Below are 18143 nucleotides of genomic sequence, written 5' to 3'. Positions count from 1 at the left end.
GTCAGGCGGTAAACGCCTGGATGCCCGTGATCGCACGGCCCAGGATCAGTGCGTGGATGTCGTGCGTGCCCTCGTAGGTGTTGACCACCTCCAGGTTGACCAGGTGGCGTACCACGCCGTATTCATCGCTGATGCCATTGCCGCCCATCATGTCGCGCGCCATGCGCGCGATGTCGAGCGCCTTGCCGCAGCTGTTGCGCTTGACGATGCTGGTGATCTCCACCGCCGCTTTGCCTTCGTCCTTGAGCCGGCCCAAGCGCAGGCAGCCCTGCAGGCCCAGGCTGATTTCGGTGAGCATGTCGGCCAGCTTTTTCTGAATGAGCTGGTTGGCCGCCAGCGGCCGCCCGAATTGCTGGCGATCGAGCACATACTGGCGCGCGCGGTGGTAGCAGTCCTCGGCGGCGCCCAGCGCCCCCCAGGCGATGCCGTAGCGCGCGCTGTTGAGGCAGGTAAACGGCCCCTTGAGGCCACGGATGTCGGGGAAGGCGTTTTCTTCCGGGCAGAACACCTCGTCCATGACGATTTCGCCGGTGATGCTGGTGCGCAGGCCCACCTTGCCGTGGATGGCGGGGGCCGACAGGCCCTTCCAGCCCTTTTCCAGGATGAAGCCGCGGATCTGCCCGTCGTCGTCCTTGGCCCAAACGACGAAGACGTCGGCGATGGGGCTGTTGGTGATCCACATTTTGGCCCCGCTGAGCGCATAGCCCCCCGGCACCTTGCGCGCGCGCGTGACCATGCTGCCCGGGTCGGAGCCGTGGTTGGGTTCGGTCAGGCCAAAGCACCCCACCCACTCGCCCGTGGCCAGCTTGGGCAGGTATTTTTGCTTTTGCGCTTCGGTGCCGAATTCATAGATCGGCACCATCACCAGGGAGGACTGCACGCTCATCATGCTGCGGTAGCCACTGTCGACGCGCTCGACTTCGCGCGCGATCAGCCCGTAGCTGACGTAGTTGAGGCCCGCGCCGCCGTACTGCTCCGGGATGGTGGGGCCGAGCAGGCCGATGGCGCCCATTTCGTTGAAGATGGCACGGTCGGTGGATTCGGTACGAAACGCCATCTGCACGCGCGGCAGCAAGCGCTCTTGGCAATAGGTGTGCGCGGCGTCGCGCACCTGGCGCTCGTCGGCGGTCAGTTGGTCATCGAGCAAAAACGGATCGGACCAGGAAAAGCGGGCGGTCGTCGACATCGGGTTGCCTCACAAAGACGGGGGATTGACGGCGGCATCCTAAGACCGAATGCGGGCCGTCGCAAACGAAAAATTTTCGTCCAGATATGCGCCAACGGAATGTCGAATGTGGTAGCCTCGTTCCACCATGCGACGCAAGCTGCCGTCCTTGCAGGCACTCAACTGTTTCGAGGCTGCCGCGCGCCACCAGAGCTTCACCCGTGCCGCCCAGGAGCTCAACCTGACGCAAGGCGCGGTGTCGCGCCAGGTGGCGGCGCTGGAGGCGTTTTTGGGCGTGGCGCTGTTTCGCCGCACCCAGCATGGCATGGTGTTGACCCCCGCCGGGGCGGACTACGCGCGGCACGTGCGCCAGCGCCTCGACGCGCTGGAGCGCGACGCCATGGACGTCATGGGACGCAGCGGCCCGGCCGACACCCTGACGTTGGGCACCGTGCCCACCTTTGCCACGCGGTGGCTGATCCCGCGCCTGCCGCAGCTGGCCGCGCGCCATCCGGAGCTGCTGGTGCACCTGGAGACGCGCACGCGTCCCTTCCTGTTCACCGACACCGGTATCGATGCCGCCATCTGGGCCGGCACACCGCAGCAACTGCAGCAGTGGGCCGGCACGCGCGCCACCCACCTGCTCGATGAAGACGTGCTGCCGGTGTGCAGCCCGCGCCTGCTGCCAGCGGGGGAGCCGGTGACGCCGCAGACGCTGGCTGCGCTGCCGCTGCTGCAACAATCCACCCGGCCCGAGGCGTGGCGCCAATGGTTCGACGCCCAAGGGGTGGACGCGCCGCGCGCCATGGCGGGACCGCGCTATGAGCTGTTTTCGATGCAAACGGCCGCCGCGATCGCGGGGTTGGGCGTGGCGTTGATGCCCACCCTGCTGGTGCAGGACGAGCTGGCCAGCGGGGCGCTGGTCGTGGCCTGCCCGCGGCCGCTCAGGGCGCAGCGCGCGTACTACCTGGTGCAGCCGCAGGGCGACGAGCGCCCGGCGCTGGCGCTGCTGCGCGACTGGCTGCTCGAGGCGTGCGCGCAGGTGCGCGCGCCGTGACCGCGCCGCTCAGCCGTCCAGGCGCACCTGGAAGAACCCCGTACCGGTGCTGCCCCGGCCCACTTCGTCGACGGTGGCTTCACGCACCTCGTGCACCTGCAGCGTCAGGCGCAGCGCCATGCCCGCCAGCGGGTGGTTGGCGTCGAGCACCACGTGCTCGGGGTAGATTTCGCTGACAAAATACAGCCGGTCGCGCGGCGCATCCGGGGTGCACCCCGGGGGCAGGCCTTCGAAGGCCATGCCCACCTCCAGTTCGGCCGGGAAGGCCGCGCGCGGCTCCAGGTAGATCAGCTGGTCGTCGAAGTCGCCAAAAGCATCCTTCGGTTCCAGGTGCAGTTCCAGGCGGTCGCCCGGGCCACGGCCGAGCAGGGCCTGCTCGATGCTGGCCAGCAGGTCGCGGCCACCGACGAGGAACTCGACCGGCTCGTCCGAGGCATCGAGCACCTCACCCAGGGTGTCCTTCAGGGTCCAGCTCAGGCTGACCACACAAGGCGGAGAGATTTTCATTGGACAATTGTCCCATGATCCGCCCCCACCGCCACGCGCACGACGTCTCCCACACACCCACGCCCGACACCCCCATCGCCTTGCTGGGGGGGCTGTCGCCCGCGCAGTTCATGCGCCGTCACTGGCAGCGCCGCCCGCTGCTGATTCGGCAAGCCATCCCGGGGTTTGCTCCTCTGCTGTCGCGCACCGAGCTGTTGGCGCTGGCCGCGCGCGATGACGTGGAGTCGCGCGTCATCGAGCAACACCCCGAGGCCGCCGACCCGGCGCAGACCTGGCGCCTGCGCCATGGGCCCTTCGATCCGGCCGCGCGGCGTGGCGAGCAGGCCTTGCCGCCGCGCAGCCGCCCGGGTTGGACCCTGCTCGTGCAAGGGGTGGACCTGCACCACGACGGCGTGCACGCGCTGATGCAGCGGTTTCGCTTCGTGCCCGATGTGCGCCTGGACGATGTGATGATTTCGTGGGCGAGCGACCGTGGCGGCGTCGGGCCACACTACGACAGCTACGACGTCTTTTTGCTGCAGGCCAGTGGCCGGCGGCGCTGGCGCATCGGCCGTCAGCGCGATTTGACGCTGCGCCCCGACCTGCCGTGCAAGATCCTGCAGCGCTTCGAGCCGGAGCAGGAATGGGTGCTCGAGCCCGGCGACATGCTCTACCTGCCGCCGCGCTGGGCCCACGACGGGGTGGCCGAAGGGGGGGACTGCATGACCTACTCGATCGGTTTTCGCGTCCCCGAGCGCGGCGGGCTGGCCGCCGAGCTGGCGCAGCGCCTGGCCGACGACCACGAGGATGACGTGCTCTACCGCGACCCCCAACAGCCCGCCACCGCCGAGCCGGCGCGCATCCCCGCGGCCTTGCACGACTTCGCACGCGCGGGCTTGCAACGCCTGCTGGCCGACGAGCAGGCGCTGGCGTGCGCGCTGGGCGAGGTGCTCACCGAGCCCAAGCCGCGGGTGTGGTTCGACCCGCCTGCAGGGGCCTGGACGCCGGGGGCGGTGGTGTTGGACCGGCGCACCCGCATGGCCTATGACGACCACCACGTGTTCATCAACGGGGAGGCGCTGCTGGCGCGCGGGCGCGATGCGCGCTTGATGCGTCGCTTGGCCGACGCGCGCGCGCTCGATGCCGCATCGGTGCGGCGTGCCAGCGCCGACGCGCAACGTGTGCTGGCCCAGTGGTTCGAGGCGGGCTGGCTGCACCTCGCCGACGCATAGCCCCGGCGGGCCTGCTGCGGGTTCCACCGTGAGAGCTTCGGTAGCAATTGTTACGACTGCTTACAAGGGTAAACCCTAGGTGAGCTTCCTATAATGAGGCTGTTTCGTGCGCGGCGGTCCCGCCGTGGCACGCGGACCACGACCCACGCCGTGCCGGCGGCGTGAGGCCGTGATCTCCCACCCGGTTTTTGCGTGACACAACCCGAACACCATGAACAAGACCGCTCTGATTGCTGCCCTGATCGCTGCTGCCAGCCTTGCCGCCTGCGGCAAGAAGGAAGAAGCCCCCGCGCCCGCTCCCGCCCCGGCTGCGGCGCCGGCGCCTGCCGACAGCGCCCAGCAGCCGGCGCAGCCCGCTGCCGCCGATGCCGCGCAGCAACCCGCTCAGCAGCCCGCTGCCGACCAGGCCCAACCCGCCGGTGGCGAGCAAAAGCCGCAAGAGCAAAAGCAGTGATGGGCAGACCGCTGGCGTAAGCCGGCGGCCGTCCTTCCCGGCAGCGGGCCTTTGCGCCCGTTGCGCGAGCGCCAAACCGCCCACGGGGCGGTTTGGTGTTTTTAGCCCAGGCGTTTGACCAGCACCTGGCTGCGCCGGTCCCAGTTGTATTTGCGCTTGCGCGCCTCGGGCAACCAATCCGGTGACACGGGTTGAAAGCCCCGCTTGAGGAACCAGTGCATGGTGCGCGTGGTGAGCACGAAGATGCTCTCCAGCCCCATCAGGCGTGCGCGCTGCTCGATGCGCTTGAGCAGCTTTTCGCCGTCGCCCTGGCCCTGCGCCTGTGGCGAGACGGTCAACGACGCCATCTCCCCGGTGCGCGCCTCGGGGTAGGGGTAGAGCGCCGCACAGCCAAAGATGACGCCGTCGTGCTCGATGATGGTGTAGTTGGCGATGTCGCGCTCGATCTCGGTGCGGCTGCGCTTGACCAGCGTGCCATCTTTTTCGAACGGCTCGATGAGCTGCAAGATGCCCCCGACGTCGTCGGCCGTGGCCTCGCGCAGGCTCTCCAGCTTCTCATCGACCACCATGGTGCCGATGCCATCGTGCACGTACACCTCCAGCAGCAACGAGCCGTCGACGGCAAACGGGATGATGTGGCTGCGCTCCACGCCGCCCTTGCAGGCGCGCACGCAGTACTGCAGGTAAAAGCCCGGGTCGGTGGGCTGCGCGGGCTGCGGCCCCTCGGCCAGGATGCGCTCGGCGTCGGCCAGCGGCAGCTCGGTGTCGATGGGGTTGTCGTCGCCTGGCGGATCGAACGGCCGCACGCGGATGCCGGGGATCTCGGTGACGAAGATGAGCTTGTCGGCCTGCAGCGCCACCGCGACGCTGGTGGCCACCTCCTCCATGCTGAGGTTGAACGCCTCGCCCGTGGGCGAGAAGCCGAAGGGCGACAGCAGCACCAGCGCCCCCATGTCCAGCGCGCGCACGATGCCGACGGCGTCCACCTTGCGTACCAGCCCCGAGTGTTGAAAGTCGATGCCATCGACGATGCCCACCGGCCGCGCGGTGATGAAATTGCCCGAGATCACGCGCACCGTCGCGCCGGCCATGGGCGTGTTGGGCAGGCCCATGCTGAAGGCGGCTTCGATTTCGTAGCGCAGCTGGCCGGCGGCCTCCTGCGCACAGTCCAGCGTCACCGGGTCGGTGATGCGTATGCCGTTGTGGTAGCGCGCCTCGTGCCCCTTGGCGCGCAGCTGCTCATTGACCTGGGGCCGAAAGCCGTGCACCAGCACGATGCGCACGCCCATGCTCTGGATCAGCGCCAGGTCTTGCACCAGGTTGGGCAGCTTGCCGGCGGCGATCGCCTCGCCCGGCACGCCGACCACGAAGGTCTGGTTGCGGAACTTGTGGATGTACGGTGCCACCGACCGGAACCAGGGCACGAACGTGAAGTTGAAGACGGTGGACATCGGGTGGGCTAGGATAATCGCGCGGTCATGCTGCAAAACGAAGTGTGCCACCAGCCGGCCGCGACGCCGGTGATTGCGTTTCCGCAAGCGCTGCCGGTGTCCGCCCGGCGCGACGAGATCGAGGCGGCGCTGCGCGCGCACCAGGTCGTCATCGTCAGTGGCGAGACCGGGTCGGGCAAAACCACCCAGTTGCCCAAGATCGCGCTGGCCATGGGGCGCGGCGGTGGCGTGCACTGGCAGCCCGGCGAGGGGCGGCGGCGCCGGCCCCTCATCGGCCACACCCAGCCGCGCCGGCTGGCCGCCACCTCGGTGGCGGCGCGCATCGCCGAGGAGACGCAAACCGAGCTGGGTCAGCTGGTCGGCTACCAGATCCGTTTTCACGACCGGCTGCAGCCGGGTGCCGCCATCAAACTGATGACCGACGGCATTTTGCTGGCCGAAACCCAGCGCGACCCGCTGCTGCGCGCCTACGACACCCTGATCATCGACGAGGCGCACGAGCGCAGCCTCAACATCGATTTTTTGCTTGGCTACCTCAAGGCGCTGCTGCCGCGGCGGCCCGATCTGAAGGTCATCATCACCTCGGCGACGATCGACGCCGAGCGTTTTGCCCACCACTTTGCGACGGCGGCCGGCCCGGCGCCGATCATCCACGTCAGTGGGCGCACCTACCCGGTGGAAATTCGCTGGCGGCCGTTCGAGGAGCGTCGCGACTACGGGCTGGAGGAGGCGATCGCCGACGCGGTGGACGAGCTCTGGCGCGGCGGCGCGCACGCCGGCGACATCCTGGTCTTTTTGCCGGGCGAGCGCGAAATCCGCGATGCCGCGGACCACCTGCGCCGGCACTTGTCGCACCAGCCCGCGCTGCGCGACACCGAGGTGCTGCCGCTGTACGCGCGCCTGAGCGCCGCCGAGCAAAACCGCATCTTTCACCCCAGCGGCAAACGCCGGGTGGTGCTGGCCACCAACGTCGCCGAGACCTCGCTGACCGTCCCCGGCATCCGCTACGTGATCGACTCGGGCCTGGCGCGCGTCAAGCGCTACAGCCTGCGCAGCAAGGTCGAGCAGCTGCTGGTGGAGCCGATCAGCCAGGCCGCTGCCAACCAGCGTGCCGGCCGCTGCGGCCGCGTCGCCGAGGGCATTTGCATCCGCCTCTACGACGAGCGCGATTTCGCCGCGCGGCCGCGCTTTACCGACCCCGAGATCCTGCGCTCCTCACTGGCCGGGGTGATCCTGCGCATGAAGGCGCTGGGCTTGGGCGACGTGGAGGCGTTTCCGTTCCTGGAGGCGCCCTCGCGCCGCGCCATCAGCGACGGCTACCAGCTGCTGCAGGAACTGGGCGCCCTGGACGAGACGCTGCAGTTGACCCCGTTGGGGCGCGAGCTGTCGCGCCTGCCGCTCGATCCGCGCGTGGGCCGCATGATCCTGGCCGCGCGCGAGCGCGGCGCGCTGGCCGAGGTGTTGGTCATCGCCAGCGCCCTGAGCGTGCAGGACGTGCGCGAGCGCCCCTTGGAGGCGCAGGCCAAGGCCGACCAGGCGCACGCGGCGTTCGACGACGAGCGCAGCGAGTTCGTGGGCATCCTCAAGCTGTGGGACTGGCTGGAAAAAGCGCGCGGCGGTGTGCACGCGCCGGGTGAGGCGCCGACGCACCGCCTGTCCAACCGCCAGTACGAGGCGCTGCTGCGCGAGCGCTTCATCCACCTGCGCCGCTTGCGCGAGTGGCGCGACATCCACCAGCAGTTGCACACCGTTTGCGCCGAGCATGGCTGGAAGCCCAACACCCAACCCGCCACCTACGAGCAAATCCACCTAAGCCTGCTGGCCGGCCTGCTGGGCAACGTCGGCTGCAAGCACGAGACGGAGGATGTCTACCTGGGCACGCGCGGCATCAAATTCGTGCCGCACCCCGGGGTTCGACTGAAAAAGCGCCCCGGCCGCTGGATTCTGTGCGCCGAGCTGGTGGAGACTGCCCGCCTGTTTGGCCGCGGCATCGCCACCATCGAGCCGCAGTGGATCGAGCAGGTGGGTGCGCACCTGATCAAGCGCCAGGTGGGTGATCCCCATTGGGAAAAGCGCAGCGCCGAGGTCGTGGCCCATGAGCGTGGCACGCTCTACGGCCTGACCGTCTACAGCCAGCGCCGCGTGGCCTACGGCCGCATCGACCCCGCCGCTGCGCGCGAGGTGTTCATCCGCGAGGCGCTGGTGGCCGGTTTGACCGAAGACACCTGGGACACGCGGCTGCCGTTTTGGGCGCACAACCGCCGTGTGTTGCGCGAGGTGCAGCAGCTCGAACACAAAGCGCGGCGCCAGGATGTGCTGGTCGACGACGCGCTGATTTACGCCTTCTACGACAGCCAGCTGCCCCCCGATGTGTGCAGTGGGCGCGATTTGGAGCGCTGGTGGCGTGACGCGTCGCGCACGCAGCCGCGGCTGCTCATGCTCAGCCGCGACGAGCTCATGCGCCACGAGGCGGCCGGCATCACCACCCAGGCCTTTCCGCCGCTGCTGCGCCTGGGCGGGGTGGATTGCCGGGCGCACTACCTGCACGAGCCGGGCGACCCGCGCGACGGCGTGACCGTGGACGTGCCGTTGTTTGCGCTCAACCAGATCAGCGCCGAGCAGGCCGAGTGGCTGGTGCCTGGGATGCTGCGCGACAAGGTTTTGGCCCTGCTCAAGAGCCTGCCGCAAAAGCCGCGCGCGCGGCTCGTGCCGCTGCCTGAGACGGCCCAGGCCATCGCCGACACCCTGCGCACGCCCGAGCGCTGGGCGCAGGGCAGCCTGCTCGACGCCGTGCTGGCGGCGGTGCGCGAGCGCGCGGGGCTGCCGGTGCAGCGCAGCGACTTCAAGCTCGAGACGGTGCCGGCCCACTTGTTTCTCAACATCCGCGTGGTCGATGAACATGGCCGCCAGCTGGCCATGGGTCGCCACCTGGCGGCGCTCAAAGCCGAATGGGGCGCGCAGGCGCGCGGCGCCTTTCAGGCGCTGGCCGCGCTCAAACTCGGCGCGCGCGCAGCCGAGGAGCCCGATACGGCGGCGGGCGCAGAAGGTGCGCCCCTGCCGCGGCGCGGCAGCGGCGCGGATGGCCCTGCCGTAGCCTCCGGCGGGGCACCGCGCGCCACACCGGGTGCGGACGCCGACGCCGACGCGCCAGCGCCCCAGCCCGAACTGCCCGACGCCAGCACCCGCTACACGCATTGGGCCTTCGGCAGCTGGCCGGAGATGATGGAAATCCGCCAGGGCAAGCAGACGCTGATTGGCTACCCGGCGCTGCTCGACGCGGGCGACGCGGTGACGCTGGCGGTGTATGACGAGCCAGAGGTCGCGGCACAGCACCACCGCGCAGGCTTGCGCCGCCTGTTCGCGCTGCAGCTGCGCGACCGCCTCAAGGCCTTGGACAAGGCGCTGCCCGAGCTGCAAAAAATGGCCGTGCTCTACATGCCGCTGGGTACGCAGGACGAGTTGCGCACCCAGATCGTGGAGCTGGCCATCGAGCGCGCGTTCATGCAGCCGCCGCTGCCGCACGATGGTGCGGCGTTCGAGCGCCGGCTGGAGGAGGGGCGTGGCCGGCTGGTGCTCATCGCACAGGAAGTGGCGCGGCTGACCCTGCAGGTGCTCACCGAATGGGCGGCCGCCCAGCGCAAGTTGCGCGATGGCAAACCGCCAGCGGCCATGGCCAGCGACGAGCAGCAGCACCTGCAGCGCCTGGTGGGCAAGCGCTTTTTGCACGACACGCCCTGGGAGCAGCTGGCGCATCTGCCGCGCTACCTCAAGGCGGTGCAGCTGCGCCTGGACAAGTGCCGGGCCGACCCGGCGCGCGATGCGGCACGTCTGGCCGAATTGCGTCCGCACGAGCAACGCTTTTGGCGCTTGGTGGCCGAGCGCAAGGGCCGGCTCGACGAGCGGTTGCAGGCGCTGCGCTGGATGCTGGAGGAACTGCGCGTGAGCCTGTTTGCGCAGGAGCTGCGCACGCCGTATCCCGTCAGCCTCAAGCGGCTGGAAAAGGTCTGGGCGCAGCTTGGCTGACGGTGCGCGCCGCCATCACAGGCGCGCCAGCCGCTGCAGGGCCGCGTCCAGCGTCTCGTCGCGCTTGGCAAAGCAAAAACGCACCACGCGCTGATCGAAGCCGTCGCCGTAGAAAGCCGACAGCGGGATCGCGGCCACGCCCACCTCACGCGTGAGCCACTCGCAAAACGCCGCCTCGGGCAGGTCGCGCTCGGGCACCGCCAGGCCGCTGTAGTCCACGCACTGAAAGTAGGTGCCTTCGCACGGCAGCAGGCCAAAGCGCGTGCGCGCCAGGCCGGCGCGGAAGCGATCGCGCTTGGCCTGGTAGAAGGCGCTGAGCCCGCGGTACGGCGCCGGATCGGCCATGTACGCCGCCAGACCATGCTGCATCGGCGTGTTGACCGTAAAGACGTTGAACTGGTGCACCTTGCGAAATTCGGCCATCAGCGCCGCCGGGGCCAGCACATAGCCCACCTTCCAGCCGGTGACGTGGTAGGTTTTGCCAAAGCTGCTGACGATGAGCGCGCGCGCCGCCAAACCCGGGTGCGTGGCCAGACTCTGGTGGGTCTGTCCGTCGTAGACCATGTGCTCGTAGACCTCGTCGGCGATGAGCCAGACGTCCGTGTCGGCCACCAGGTCGTACAGGCGCTGCAGATCGGCCGTGCGCCACACGGTGCCGCTGGGGTTGTGCGGGGTGTTGACCAGGATGGCTCGCGTGCGCGGGGTCAGGGCCGCCGCCAGGCGGTCGAAGTCCGGGCGGAACGTGCCCGGCACGAGCGGCACCCGCACCACCGTGCCGCCGGCCAGCTCGATGTTCGGCACGTAGCTGTCGTAACACGGCTCCAGCACGATCACCTCGTCGCCGGGGTGCACCAGCGCCAAGATGGCGGTCAGGATGGCCTGCGTGGCCCCCGCGGTGACCGTGATTTCGGTGTCGGGGTCGTAGCGGCGGCCGTAGAGTGACGCGACTTTGTGTGCGATGGCGTGGCGCAGCGCCGGCACACCGGCCATGGGCGGGTATTGGTTGTGCCCGGCCTGCATGGCCGCCGTCACGGCCTGCGGCAGCCGCGGGTCGCAGTCGAAATCCGGAAAACCCTGGCCCAGGTTGACGGCGCCGCTTTCCTGCGCCAGTGCGGACATGACGGTAAAGATCGTGGTGCCGACGCGGGGCAGGCGGCTGCTGAGCGCGGGCGTGCGCGGCGGCACGGCGGTGTGGGGTTGGTGGGGGGCGTTCATGGCGTCGGTGCGGTGGCGGGCGTGGTCACAGCTGGTAGTCGTGGCCGCCGCCTTCCATCGCGCGCAGGATCAGGTCGCGCGAGAGGCGGTCGCTGAGCAATTCGGCAAAGCGCAGCACGAACTGGCGCAAATAGGCCCCGCGTTTGAAGGCCACCCGCGCCACGTTGTGGCCAAACAGGTACCCCGCAGGCCGCGCCACCAGGTCGGGCGTGCGCTCCTCGCCCTGCACCGCCATTTCGGCCACGATGCCCACGCCCATGCCTAGCTTGACATAGGTCTTGATGACGTCCGAGTCGATCGCCTCCAGCACGATTTGCGGTGTCAGGCCGCGCTGGGCAAAGGCCTGGTCGATGCGGGTGCGGCCGGTGAAGGTCGGGTGGTAGGTGATGAGCGGGTGGGCCGCCAGGTCCTCCAGGCCAATGCGCTCGCGCTCCAGCAGCGGGTGGCCCGGCGGCAGCACCAGCACATGCTGCCACTCGTAGCAGGGCAGGGTGACCAGCTCGGCATGGTGCGCCAACGATTCGGTGGCAATGCCGATGTCGGCGTGGTCTTCCAGCACCAGCCGCGCCACCTGATCGGGGGCGCCCTGGTGCAGGCTGATGCGCACCTTGGGGTAGGCCTGGCGCAGCCGCGCCACGGCTGCCGGCAGCACGTAACGCGCCTGGGTGTGCGTGGTGGCGATGGACAGGGTGCCGCTGTCCTGGGCGGCATACTGCTCGCCGATGCGCTTGAGGTTTTGCACCTCGCGCAAGATGATGTCGATGCTGCGCACCACCTGCTGGCCCGGCTCGGTCAGGCGCTTGATGCGTTTGCCATGGCGCGCAAAGATGTCGATGCCCAGCTCGTCTTCCAGCTCCAGGATGGCCTTGGAAACGCCGGGCTGTGAGGTGTGCAGGGCCTTGGCCGCCTCGGTCAAATTGAGGTTGCGGCGCACGGCCTCTTGCACGAAGCGAAATTGATGCAGGTTCACGGGGCTCGCTCCCAGACGTCAGCGGCGCAACACCAGCCAGGCAAAGGCGCCCAGCGACAGCAGCGAGTACAGCACCGAGGGCGCTCCCGCGGCCAGCCAGGGCCGCCAGCCATTGAGGTTGCCAATCTGCCCGAACACGCTGTTGAGCAGGAAAAAGCTGATGCCGATCATGATGCCGGCAAACACGTAGCCCGACAGTCCCGGGCTGCGGAAGTGCAGGTAGGCAAAAGGCAGCGCCAGCGCCACCATGACCACGCAGCTCAGGGGGTAGAAGAGCTTGCGCCAAAACTCGATTTCGTAGCGCTGCGCGGCCTGGGCATTGGATTGCAGGTGGCGGATGTAGGCAAACAGGTCCAGCGTGCGCATGCGCTCGGGCTTGAGCAGCGCGACATGCAGCATCTCGACCGTGAGGGTGGAGGGCCACTGCAGCTCGGGCAGCCGCTCGACGCGGGTGTGTTGCGGGTCATCGAAGCGATGGCGCTGCACGTCGCGCAGTTGCCACACCCCCGCCGCGCCGTCGATGACGCCAGCGGCGGCGTACACCCATTCGCGCGCGCGGCCTTGTCCGTCGAAGATGTACAGGCGCACGTCGCGCAGCTCGCCATCGGGCGCGAGCGCGCGCACGTTGACCGAGGCCTGGGTGTCCGCACCGCGCTCGCGCAACCAGGCGCCGGTGCGCCCGATGCTGATCGCGCCGCGAAACTGCGCTTTGTGCAACTGCGCGTAGCGCTCGGCCAGCGGTGCCACGTAGTCGCCCACGGCAAAGGTCAGCAGCGCAAACAGCGCGCCCAGCGTGGCCATCAGCCGCAGCGCGCGGCCAGGCCCCAAGCCGCTGACGCGCAGGATGGTGAACTCCGACCCTTGCGCCAGCCGGGCCAGGGCGTAGACCGTCCCGATCAGCACGGCGATCGGCATCAGCTCGTACCAGCGGCTGGGCAGCTGCAGGACCACGCTCAGCAGCGCGTCGCGCAAGGCATAGGACCGCTGCGCATCGAGCAACGAGGGGCGGCCCAGGGCGTCGAGCTCGTCGATGAGGTCGAAAAACGAAAACAGCCCCAAAAAGGCCACGAGCACGAAGGTCACGGCTGTGAGCACTTCGCCGTAGATGAGGCGCCGCACGGTCTTCATGCCGCCTCCGGGCGCCGACGCCAGCGCTGCAGCCAGGGTTGTTCGCGCTGGGCCAGCCACAGCAACACGCCCAGCGCGACCCCGCCGTGGAGCAGCAGCATGAACGTGCCCATGCCCACGCGGCCGCGGGCGATCCAGCTCTCGCCCATGGTCAGCAGGTTGTGGTAGAGCAAAAATGCAAACAGCATGAACATCAGGTTGCCGCTTTTGCCCGCGCGCGGGTTGGCCGCGGAGACGGCGATCGCCAGCAACGCCAGGTTGATGGCGCTGAGCACCAGGCCGGTACGCCACGACAGCTCGCCCCGGCTCGAGGGGGAGCCGTCGCGCAGCAGCTCCCAGGTGGTGCGCGCGCTTTGGCGGCCGCTGGCACCCGGTGCGGCCTCGGCGCTGCGCACCTGCACCCAGTACGTGTCGAATTCGCTCACCTGCGCTGCCGACTCGGCGCCCGCGCCTGCGCGCAGCACGCGCTGGCCGTCGCGCAAGACCAGGTAGGCCACGCCGTCGCGCGTGACCACCTGCCAGGCGCGTGCCGACAGCACGCTTTCGCTGCCATCGCGCTCCACGCTGAGGATGAAAACGTTGCGCCCTTGCCCGTCGTCTTGCTCGTTGCGGTCGATGTAGAGCACGCGCCGCCCGCCGCTGGACTCCTGGAACTGCCCGGGCGCCACCCGTTCCAGGTCGCCGCGCTGCTCGTAACGCAGGCGCATCTCGTCGCGTTGCTGGTTGGCCCAGGGCGCCACGAAGGCCGTCAGCAGCGCAATCACCGCCCATATCGGCCAGGCAAAACGCGCCACCGGTGCCACGAAACGGCTCAGGCCGATGCCGCTGACGTGCCAGATCACCATTTCGCTGTCGCGGTACATGCGCGACAGCACGGCTGCGACGGCGATGAACACCGCCATGGTCAACAGCGGGGCCAACTGCGTGAGCACCGCGTAGGTCAGAAACAGCAACACGTCCTGCGGGTCGAACTCGCCCCGGCTGGCTTGGCTGAGCGCACGCACCAGCATCATCGTGATGACGACGGTCAACAACACGACGAGGGCGGCGCCGAAACTGCGCGCCAGTTCGCGGCGCAACGAGGATTCGAATAACATCGATGGCTGCTCAAAACGACACCGCCGATTATGGACTTTCGACTCAAGACCCTCACGGCGCACGCGGCCGCTTCGCAGGAGGCCGATGCGCTGGTGTTCGTGTGGCCGGACGCGGCCGATGCCGCCGATCCGGCACAGGCCGATGCCCTGACCGTGTGGGCGCGGCAGGCGCTGGCCGATGGCGACCTCAAGCGCGAGCCGGGGCAGTGGCTGGCGGCGCATCGGCTGCCGGGGGTGCGGCCGCGGCGCATCGTGCTGGTGCGCTGCGGTGATGGCAGCGCGCGCCGCGTGCGCCAGGCGGTGGCGGCCGCGCTGGGCGCACTCCAAGGCGGCGCGCCGGTGCGCCGCCTGGTGCTGCAGCTCGGCGCGCTGCCTGCGCCGGCGGTGGCTGCCGCCGTGCTGGGCGTGGCCGCGGCCAGCTACCGCTACACGACGACGCTGTCCAAGCCGCAGCCACGCGCGCTGGAGGTGGTGACCGTGGGCGTGGCCGACGACGCGGCGGCGCGGGCCGCGTTCGAGCAAGCGGTGGCGACCGTGCGCGGCCAGGAGGTGGCCAAGGAATGGGCCAACCGCCCCGCCAACCACGCCACACCGACGCACCTGGCCGAGGCGGCGCTGGGGCTGGCCGGGCGTGGCATCGACGTCGAGGTGTTGGGGCCCAAAGAGGTGGCCAAGCTCGGCATGGGGGCGTTGTTGGCCGTGGCGCAGGGGTCGCGGCAGCCGCTGCGCTTCATCGTGTTGCGCTACCGGGGCGCGCCCAAGTCGGTGGCGCCGGTGGTGCTGATCGGCAAGGGCATCACCTTCGACACCGGGGGCATCTCGCTCAAGCCCGCCGCCGAGATGGACGAGATGAAGTTCGACATGAGCGGCGCGGCCAGCGTGCTCGGGACGTTCGAGGCCCTGGCCCACCTGCGGCCGGCGCTCAACGTGGTGGGCCTGATTCCCGCGTGCGAGAACATGCCGGGTGGCGGGGCCGTCAAACCCGGTGACGTGGTCACGAGCCTCAGCGGCCAGACGATCGAAATCCTCAACACCGACGCCGAAGGGCGGCTCATCCTGTGCGACGCGCTGACCTACGCGCAGCGCTTTGCGCCGCGCGCCGTGATCGATGTGGCCACCCTCACCGGCGCGTGCGTGATCGCGCTGGGCCATGTGCGCTCGGGCTTGTTCGCCAGCGACGACGCCTTGGCCCAGGCGCTGCTGGACGCTGGCGAGGCCGCGGCCGACCCGTGCTGGCGCATGCCGCTCGACGACGAGTATGGCGAGGCCCTCAAGACATCGTTTGCCGACGTGGCCAACGTGGGTGGGCGCGCCGCCGGGGTGGTGACGGCGGCCAAATTTTTGCAGCGGTTCGTCGGCGACACACCGTGGGCCCACCTCGACATAGCCGGCACCGCCTGGAAAAGCGGCAAGGACAAGGGTGCGACCGGGCGCCCCGTGCCGCTGCTGGTGCGCTACCTGCTCGATGAGGCGCAGCGCGCCGCCTCGGCACCGCCTGTCCCGCGCCAGCGGCGCCGCCGTACCTCCGACGGGGCTTGAGGCGCGCGCATGGACGTGGCCTTTCACCTCAACGTCCCCGCGGCCTGGCCGGCGCGCAGCGCATACCTGTGCCGTCTGCTGGCCAAAGCCTATGCCGCCGGGGCGCGGGTCTGGGCGGTGGTGGCCGAGGAGGAGGTGATCCCGCTCGAACAAGCGCTGTGGACGCTGCCGGCGGATGACTTTGTGCCGCATGTGCGCGCGGACGCGCCGGCGCTGCTGTTGCGGCGCTCGCCCATCGTCATCGCGGGACCGTCGGCGCCCCTGGCCGGCGAGCGCAACGTGCTCGTCAACGCCCAGCGCGAGTGGCCCAGCGCGCTCGACGCGGCGGCAGCGTTTGCGCGTGTGGTGGAAATCGTCTCGGACGACGAGGAGGACAAGGCGGCCGCGCGTCAACGCTGGCGACGCTACCAGGCGCGCGGGCTGCAGCCCGTGGCGCACGATCGGACGCGGCGGACCGCGGCCCCGGCAGCCCCCGCCGCTGCGACGCAGGAGGCGCCATGACCCCGCCGGGCCGTCAGCCGCCGCCGGTGGTGCCGGTGTTGACCGACGTCGTGCCGGGTCTGTCGGCGGCGGTCGCGCCCTCCGCGCCGTTGGTGATGCCTTCTTCAGCGCCAGCGGCGCCGAACCCGCCTGCCGCGGTGACCGAGGCGGATCTGGATGACCTCACCGACCGCATCCTGGCACGCCTGGCGCCGACGTTGCACGAGGACATCGCCGAGGCGGTGCAGAGATGGCTGCTGGCCCATGCCGACGCCTGTGCACGCGACGTGGGCGCTGCGCTGCGCGACCCCTTGGCCGATCGCATCCGCGCAGCCTTGCACGACATATTAGGGTCAACCCGTAATTGACCCGCTGCCGGCCCCGCGCCGACATTGCGGCGATCGTTTTTCGTGTATCGTAAAGGTCTGCGCAAAAGTTCCGTGCTGCGCATACCGTTCAACCATTTTGTCTGACAAGGGTCAACATGCACATGCAATACAAACTGGCCATCGTCGCCGCTGCCGCCATTGCCCTGGCTGCTTGCGGCAAGAAAGAAGAAGCCGCACCCGCCGCGGCGCAAGGTCCGGCGGTTGAAACCCTGGTGGTCAAGATTGGCCACGTCGGCCCCACCAGCGGCCCGATCGCCCACCTGGGCAAGGACAACGAGAATGGCGCGCGCATGGCCATCGATGAGCTCAATGCCGCTGGCATCCAGCTCGAAGGCAAGCCGGTCAAGTTCGAACTGCTGGCCGAAGACGATGCGGCCGATCCCAAGCAGGGCACGGCCGCGGCGCAAAAGCTGGTCGACGCCAAGGTCAACGGCGTGATCGGCCACCTCAACTCGGGCACCACCATCCCCGCGTCGCAGCTGTACAACGCCGCGGGCATTCCGCAAATTTCGCCCTCGGCCACCAACCCCAAATACACCCGCCAGGGCTTCAACAACGTCTTCCGCGTGGTGGCGGACGATACCCACCTGGGTGGCACCCTGGGCAAATACGCGATCGAGAAGCTGGGCGCCAAGAAGGTCGCCGTGATCGATGACCGCACCGCCTACGGCCAGGGCGTGGCCGATGAGTTCGAAAAGGGCGTCAAGGCCGCGGGTGGCGAGGTCGTGGAGCGTGAGTTCACCAACGACAAGGCGACCGACTTCAACGCCATCCTGACCAAGATCAAGGCCAAGAAGCCCGACGTGGTGTTCTTCGGTGGCATGGACGCGGTGGCCGGCCCGATGCTCAAGCAAATGAAGCAGCTGGGCATCAACGCCAAATTCATGGGTGGTGACGGTATCTGCACCAGCGAGCTGCCCAAGCTGGCCGGCGACGGCATGGCCGACGAACAGGTCTATTGCGCCGAAGCGGGTGGTGTGGAAGGCGAACAAAAAGCCGGCATGGAGAAGTTCCGCGCCGACTACAAGGCCAAATTCGGCATGGACGTGCAGGTGTACGCGCCCTACGTGTATGACGCGGTGCACGTGATGGTCAAGGCCATGCAAAACGCCAACTCGGCCGACCCGGCCAAGTACCTGCCCGCGCTCAAGGCGATCAGCTACAAGGGCGTGACCGGCCAGATCGAGTTCGACGAAAAGGGTGACATCAAAAACGGTGCGCTGACCCTCTACACCTACAAGGGCGGCCAGCGTTCGGAAATTGCCGTCATCCGCTGATCGCTGCCAGCGCTTCAGCCAGCAAAAACCCCGCCCTTGGGCGGGGTTTTTTGTGTGCGCCCGGCACGGGCGCACTCTTGGAGGTGAAAGTCCTCCCGTAAGTTGATCACAGCGAACGAAGCGAAGCGCAACTGCAAGAGGGTGACCGATTGTGGGGAGGAAGCGTGGAGCGAAGCTGCG

Annotated in this window: 15 protein-coding genes; 8 read left to right on the top strand and 7 right to left on the bottom strand. The window is 69.0% G+C overall.

Going from position 1 to position 18143, the window contains the following annotated elements; genetic code table 11:
• Window position 1: 1 nt before the first annotated feature.
• Window positions 2-1186 carry an acyl-CoA dehydrogenase gene (locus tag Tther_RS08330; RefSeq protein ID WP_143902816.1) on the bottom strand — a complete coding sequence of 395 codons (1185 nt, stop codon included), beginning with the start codon at window positions 1184-1186 and terminating at the stop codon, window positions 2-4.
• A gap of 127 nt (window positions 1187-1313) precedes the next feature.
• Between Tther_RS08330 and Tther_RS08325 the strand changes: the two genes are divergently transcribed.
• Window positions 1314-2222, top strand: coding sequence for a LysR substrate-binding domain-containing protein (locus Tther_RS08325; protein ID WP_143902814.1), 909 nt, complete (start codon window positions 1314-1316; stop codon window positions 2220-2222).
• A 9-nt stretch (window positions 2223-2231) separates the two neighbouring features.
• Here Tther_RS08325 and Tther_RS08320 read toward each other — a convergent pair whose 3' ends face one another.
• A complete protein-coding gene (locus Tther_RS08320) occupies window positions 2232-2729 on the bottom strand; it encodes an FKBP-type peptidyl-prolyl cis-trans isomerase (RefSeq protein ID WP_143902812.1) in 498 nt (165 codons plus the stop codon).
• Window positions 2730-2743: 14 nt separating this feature from the next.
• On the opposite strand from Tther_RS08320, the gene Tther_RS08315 reads away from it, so the two are divergent.
• Window positions 2744-3940, top strand: coding sequence for a cupin domain-containing protein (locus Tther_RS08315; protein WP_143902809.1), 1197 nt, complete (start codon window positions 2744-2746; stop codon window positions 3938-3940).
• Window positions 3941-4151: 211 nt separating this feature from the next.
• Window positions 4152-4394 carry a hypothetical protein gene (locus tag Tther_RS08310; RefSeq protein ID WP_143902807.1) on the top strand — a complete coding sequence of 81 codons (243 nt, stop codon included), beginning with the start codon at window positions 4152-4154 and terminating at the stop codon, window positions 4392-4394.
• Window positions 4395-4495: 101 nt separating this feature from the next.
• Here Tther_RS08310 and argA read toward each other — a convergent pair whose 3' ends face one another.
• A complete protein-coding gene (gene argA / locus Tther_RS08305) occupies window positions 4496-5845 on the bottom strand; it encodes an amino-acid N-acetyltransferase (RefSeq protein ID WP_143902805.1) in 1350 nt (449 codons plus the stop codon).
• A gap of 27 nt (window positions 5846-5872) precedes the next feature.
• Here argA and hrpA point away from each other — a divergent pair, with 27 nt between their 5' ends.
• Window positions 5873-9868, top strand: coding sequence for an ATP-dependent RNA helicase HrpA (gene hrpA, locus Tther_RS08300; protein ID WP_143902803.1), 3996 nt, complete (start codon window positions 5873-5875; stop codon window positions 9866-9868).
• Window positions 9869-9883: 15 nt separating this feature from the next.
• Here hrpA and Tther_RS08295 read toward each other — a convergent pair whose 3' ends face one another.
• From Tther_RS08295 to lptF, 4 genes are read right to left on the bottom strand one after another with little or no spacing between them, the layout of a single operon-like run.
• The gene (locus Tther_RS08295) at window positions 9884-11083 is read right to left on the bottom strand and encodes a pyridoxal phosphate-dependent aminotransferase (protein WP_143902801.1); all 1200 of its coding nucleotides are present in this window, start codon (window positions 11081-11083) and stop codon (window positions 9884-9886) included.
• 25 nt (window positions 11084-11108) lie between these two features.
• The gene (locus tag Tther_RS08290) at window positions 11109-12053 is read right to left on the bottom strand and encodes a CysB family HTH-type transcriptional regulator (protein WP_143902799.1); all 945 of its coding nucleotides are present in this window, start codon (window positions 12051-12053) and stop codon (window positions 11109-11111) included.
• Window positions 12054-12071: 18 nt separating this feature from the next.
• The gene (gene lptG, locus Tther_RS08285) at window positions 12072-13181 is read right to left on the bottom strand and encodes an LPS export ABC transporter permease LptG (protein ID WP_143902797.1); all 1110 of its coding nucleotides are present in this window, start codon (window positions 13179-13181) and stop codon (window positions 12072-12074) included.
• Window positions 13178-14278, bottom strand: a complete 1101-nt coding sequence (lptF, locus tag Tther_RS08280) for an LPS export ABC transporter permease LptF (RefSeq protein ID WP_143902795.1) — start codon at window positions 14276-14278, stop codon at window positions 13178-13180. The genes lptG and lptF overlap by 4 nt, the downstream gene beginning before the upstream one ends.
• A gap of 30 nt (window positions 14279-14308) precedes the next feature.
• On the opposite strand from lptF, the gene Tther_RS08275 reads away from it, so the two are divergent.
• The 4 genes from Tther_RS08275 (at window position 14309) to Tther_RS08260 (ending at window position 17963) form a co-directional block, all read left to right on the top strand.
• Entirely contained in the window at window positions 14309-15817 is a 1509-nt protein-coding gene (locus tag Tther_RS08275) for a leucyl aminopeptidase (RefSeq protein ID WP_143902793.1), read from the top strand.
• Between the two features lie 9 nt (window positions 15818-15826).
• Window positions 15827-16318, top strand: a complete 492-nt coding sequence (locus tag Tther_RS08270; RefSeq protein ID WP_143902791.1) for a DNA polymerase III subunit chi — start codon at window positions 15827-15829, stop codon at window positions 16316-16318.
• Window positions 16315-16665 (top strand): hypothetical protein, encoded by a 351-nt coding sequence (locus Tther_RS08265; RefSeq protein WP_143902789.1) that lies wholly within the window; start codon window positions 16315-16317, stop codon window positions 16663-16665. The genes Tther_RS08270 and Tther_RS08265 overlap by 4 nt, the downstream gene beginning before the upstream one ends.
• Before the next feature lie 122 nt (window positions 16666-16787).
• Window positions 16788-17963 carry a branched-chain amino acid ABC transporter substrate-binding protein gene (locus Tther_RS08260; protein WP_143902849.1) on the top strand — a complete coding sequence of 392 codons (1176 nt, stop codon included), beginning with the start codon at window positions 16788-16790 and terminating at the stop codon, window positions 17961-17963.
• Window positions 17964-18143: the final 180 nt, after the last annotated feature.

Origin of the sequence: Tepidimonas thermarum (assembly GCF_007556705.1) — a bacterium.
In the GTDB taxonomy this organism is placed as follows: domain Bacteria; phylum Pseudomonadota; class Gammaproteobacteria; order Burkholderiales; family Burkholderiaceae_C; genus Tepidimonas; species Tepidimonas thermarum.
This window is presented reverse-complemented; position numbering and strand designations above follow the sequence as displayed.

Bases quoted from the DNA above. Each gene is read 5' to 3' on its own strand.
- argA (WP_143902805.1), bottom strand. From the start codon at position 5,845: ATGTCCACCGTCTTCAACTTCACGTTCGTGCCCTGGTTCCGGTCGGTG.
- Tther_RS08260 (WP_143902849.1), top strand. From the start codon at position 16,788: ATGCAATACAAACTGGCCATCGTCGCCGCTGCCGCCATTGCCCTGGCT.
- Tther_RS08265 (WP_143902789.1), top strand. From the start codon at position 16,315: ATGACCCCGCCGGGCCGTCAGCCGCCGCCGGTGGTGCCGGTGTTGACC.
- Tther_RS08325 (WP_143902814.1), top strand. From the start codon at position 1,314: ATGCGACGCAAGCTGCCGTCCTTGCAGGCACTCAACTGTTTCGAGGCT.
- Tther_RS08330 (WP_143902816.1), bottom strand. From the start codon at position 1,186: ATGTCGACGACCGCCCGCTTTTCCTGGTCCGATCCGTTTTTGCTCGAT.
- Tther_RS08315 (WP_143902809.1), top strand. From the start codon at position 2,744: ATGATCCGCCCCCACCGCCACGCGCACGACGTCTCCCACACACCCACG.
- Tther_RS08310 (WP_143902807.1), top strand. From the start codon at position 4,152: ATGAACAAGACCGCTCTGATTGCTGCCCTGATCGCTGCTGCCAGCCTT.
- hrpA (WP_143902803.1), top strand. From the start codon at position 5,873: ATGCTGCAAAACGAAGTGTGCCACCAGCCGGCCGCGACGCCGGTGATT.
- Tther_RS08275 (WP_143902793.1), top strand. From the start codon at position 14,309: ATGGACTTTCGACTCAAGACCCTCACGGCGCACGCGGCCGCTTCGCAG.
- lptG (WP_143902797.1), bottom strand. From the start codon at position 13,181: ATGAAGACCGTGCGGCGCCTCATCTACGGCGAAGTGCTCACAGCCGTG.
- Tther_RS08295 (WP_143902801.1), bottom strand. From the start codon at position 11,083: ATGAACGCCCCCCACCAACCCCACACCGCCGTGCCGCCGCGCACGCCC.
- lptF (WP_143902795.1), bottom strand. From the start codon at position 14,278: ATGTTATTCGAATCCTCGTTGCGCCGCGAACTGGCGCGCAGTTTCGGC.
- Tther_RS08320 (WP_143902812.1), bottom strand. From the start codon at position 2,729: ATGAAAATCTCTCCGCCTTGTGTGGTCAGCCTGAGCTGGACCCTGAAG.
- Tther_RS08270 (WP_143902791.1), top strand. From the start codon at position 15,827: ATGGACGTGGCCTTTCACCTCAACGTCCCCGCGGCCTGGCCGGCGCGC.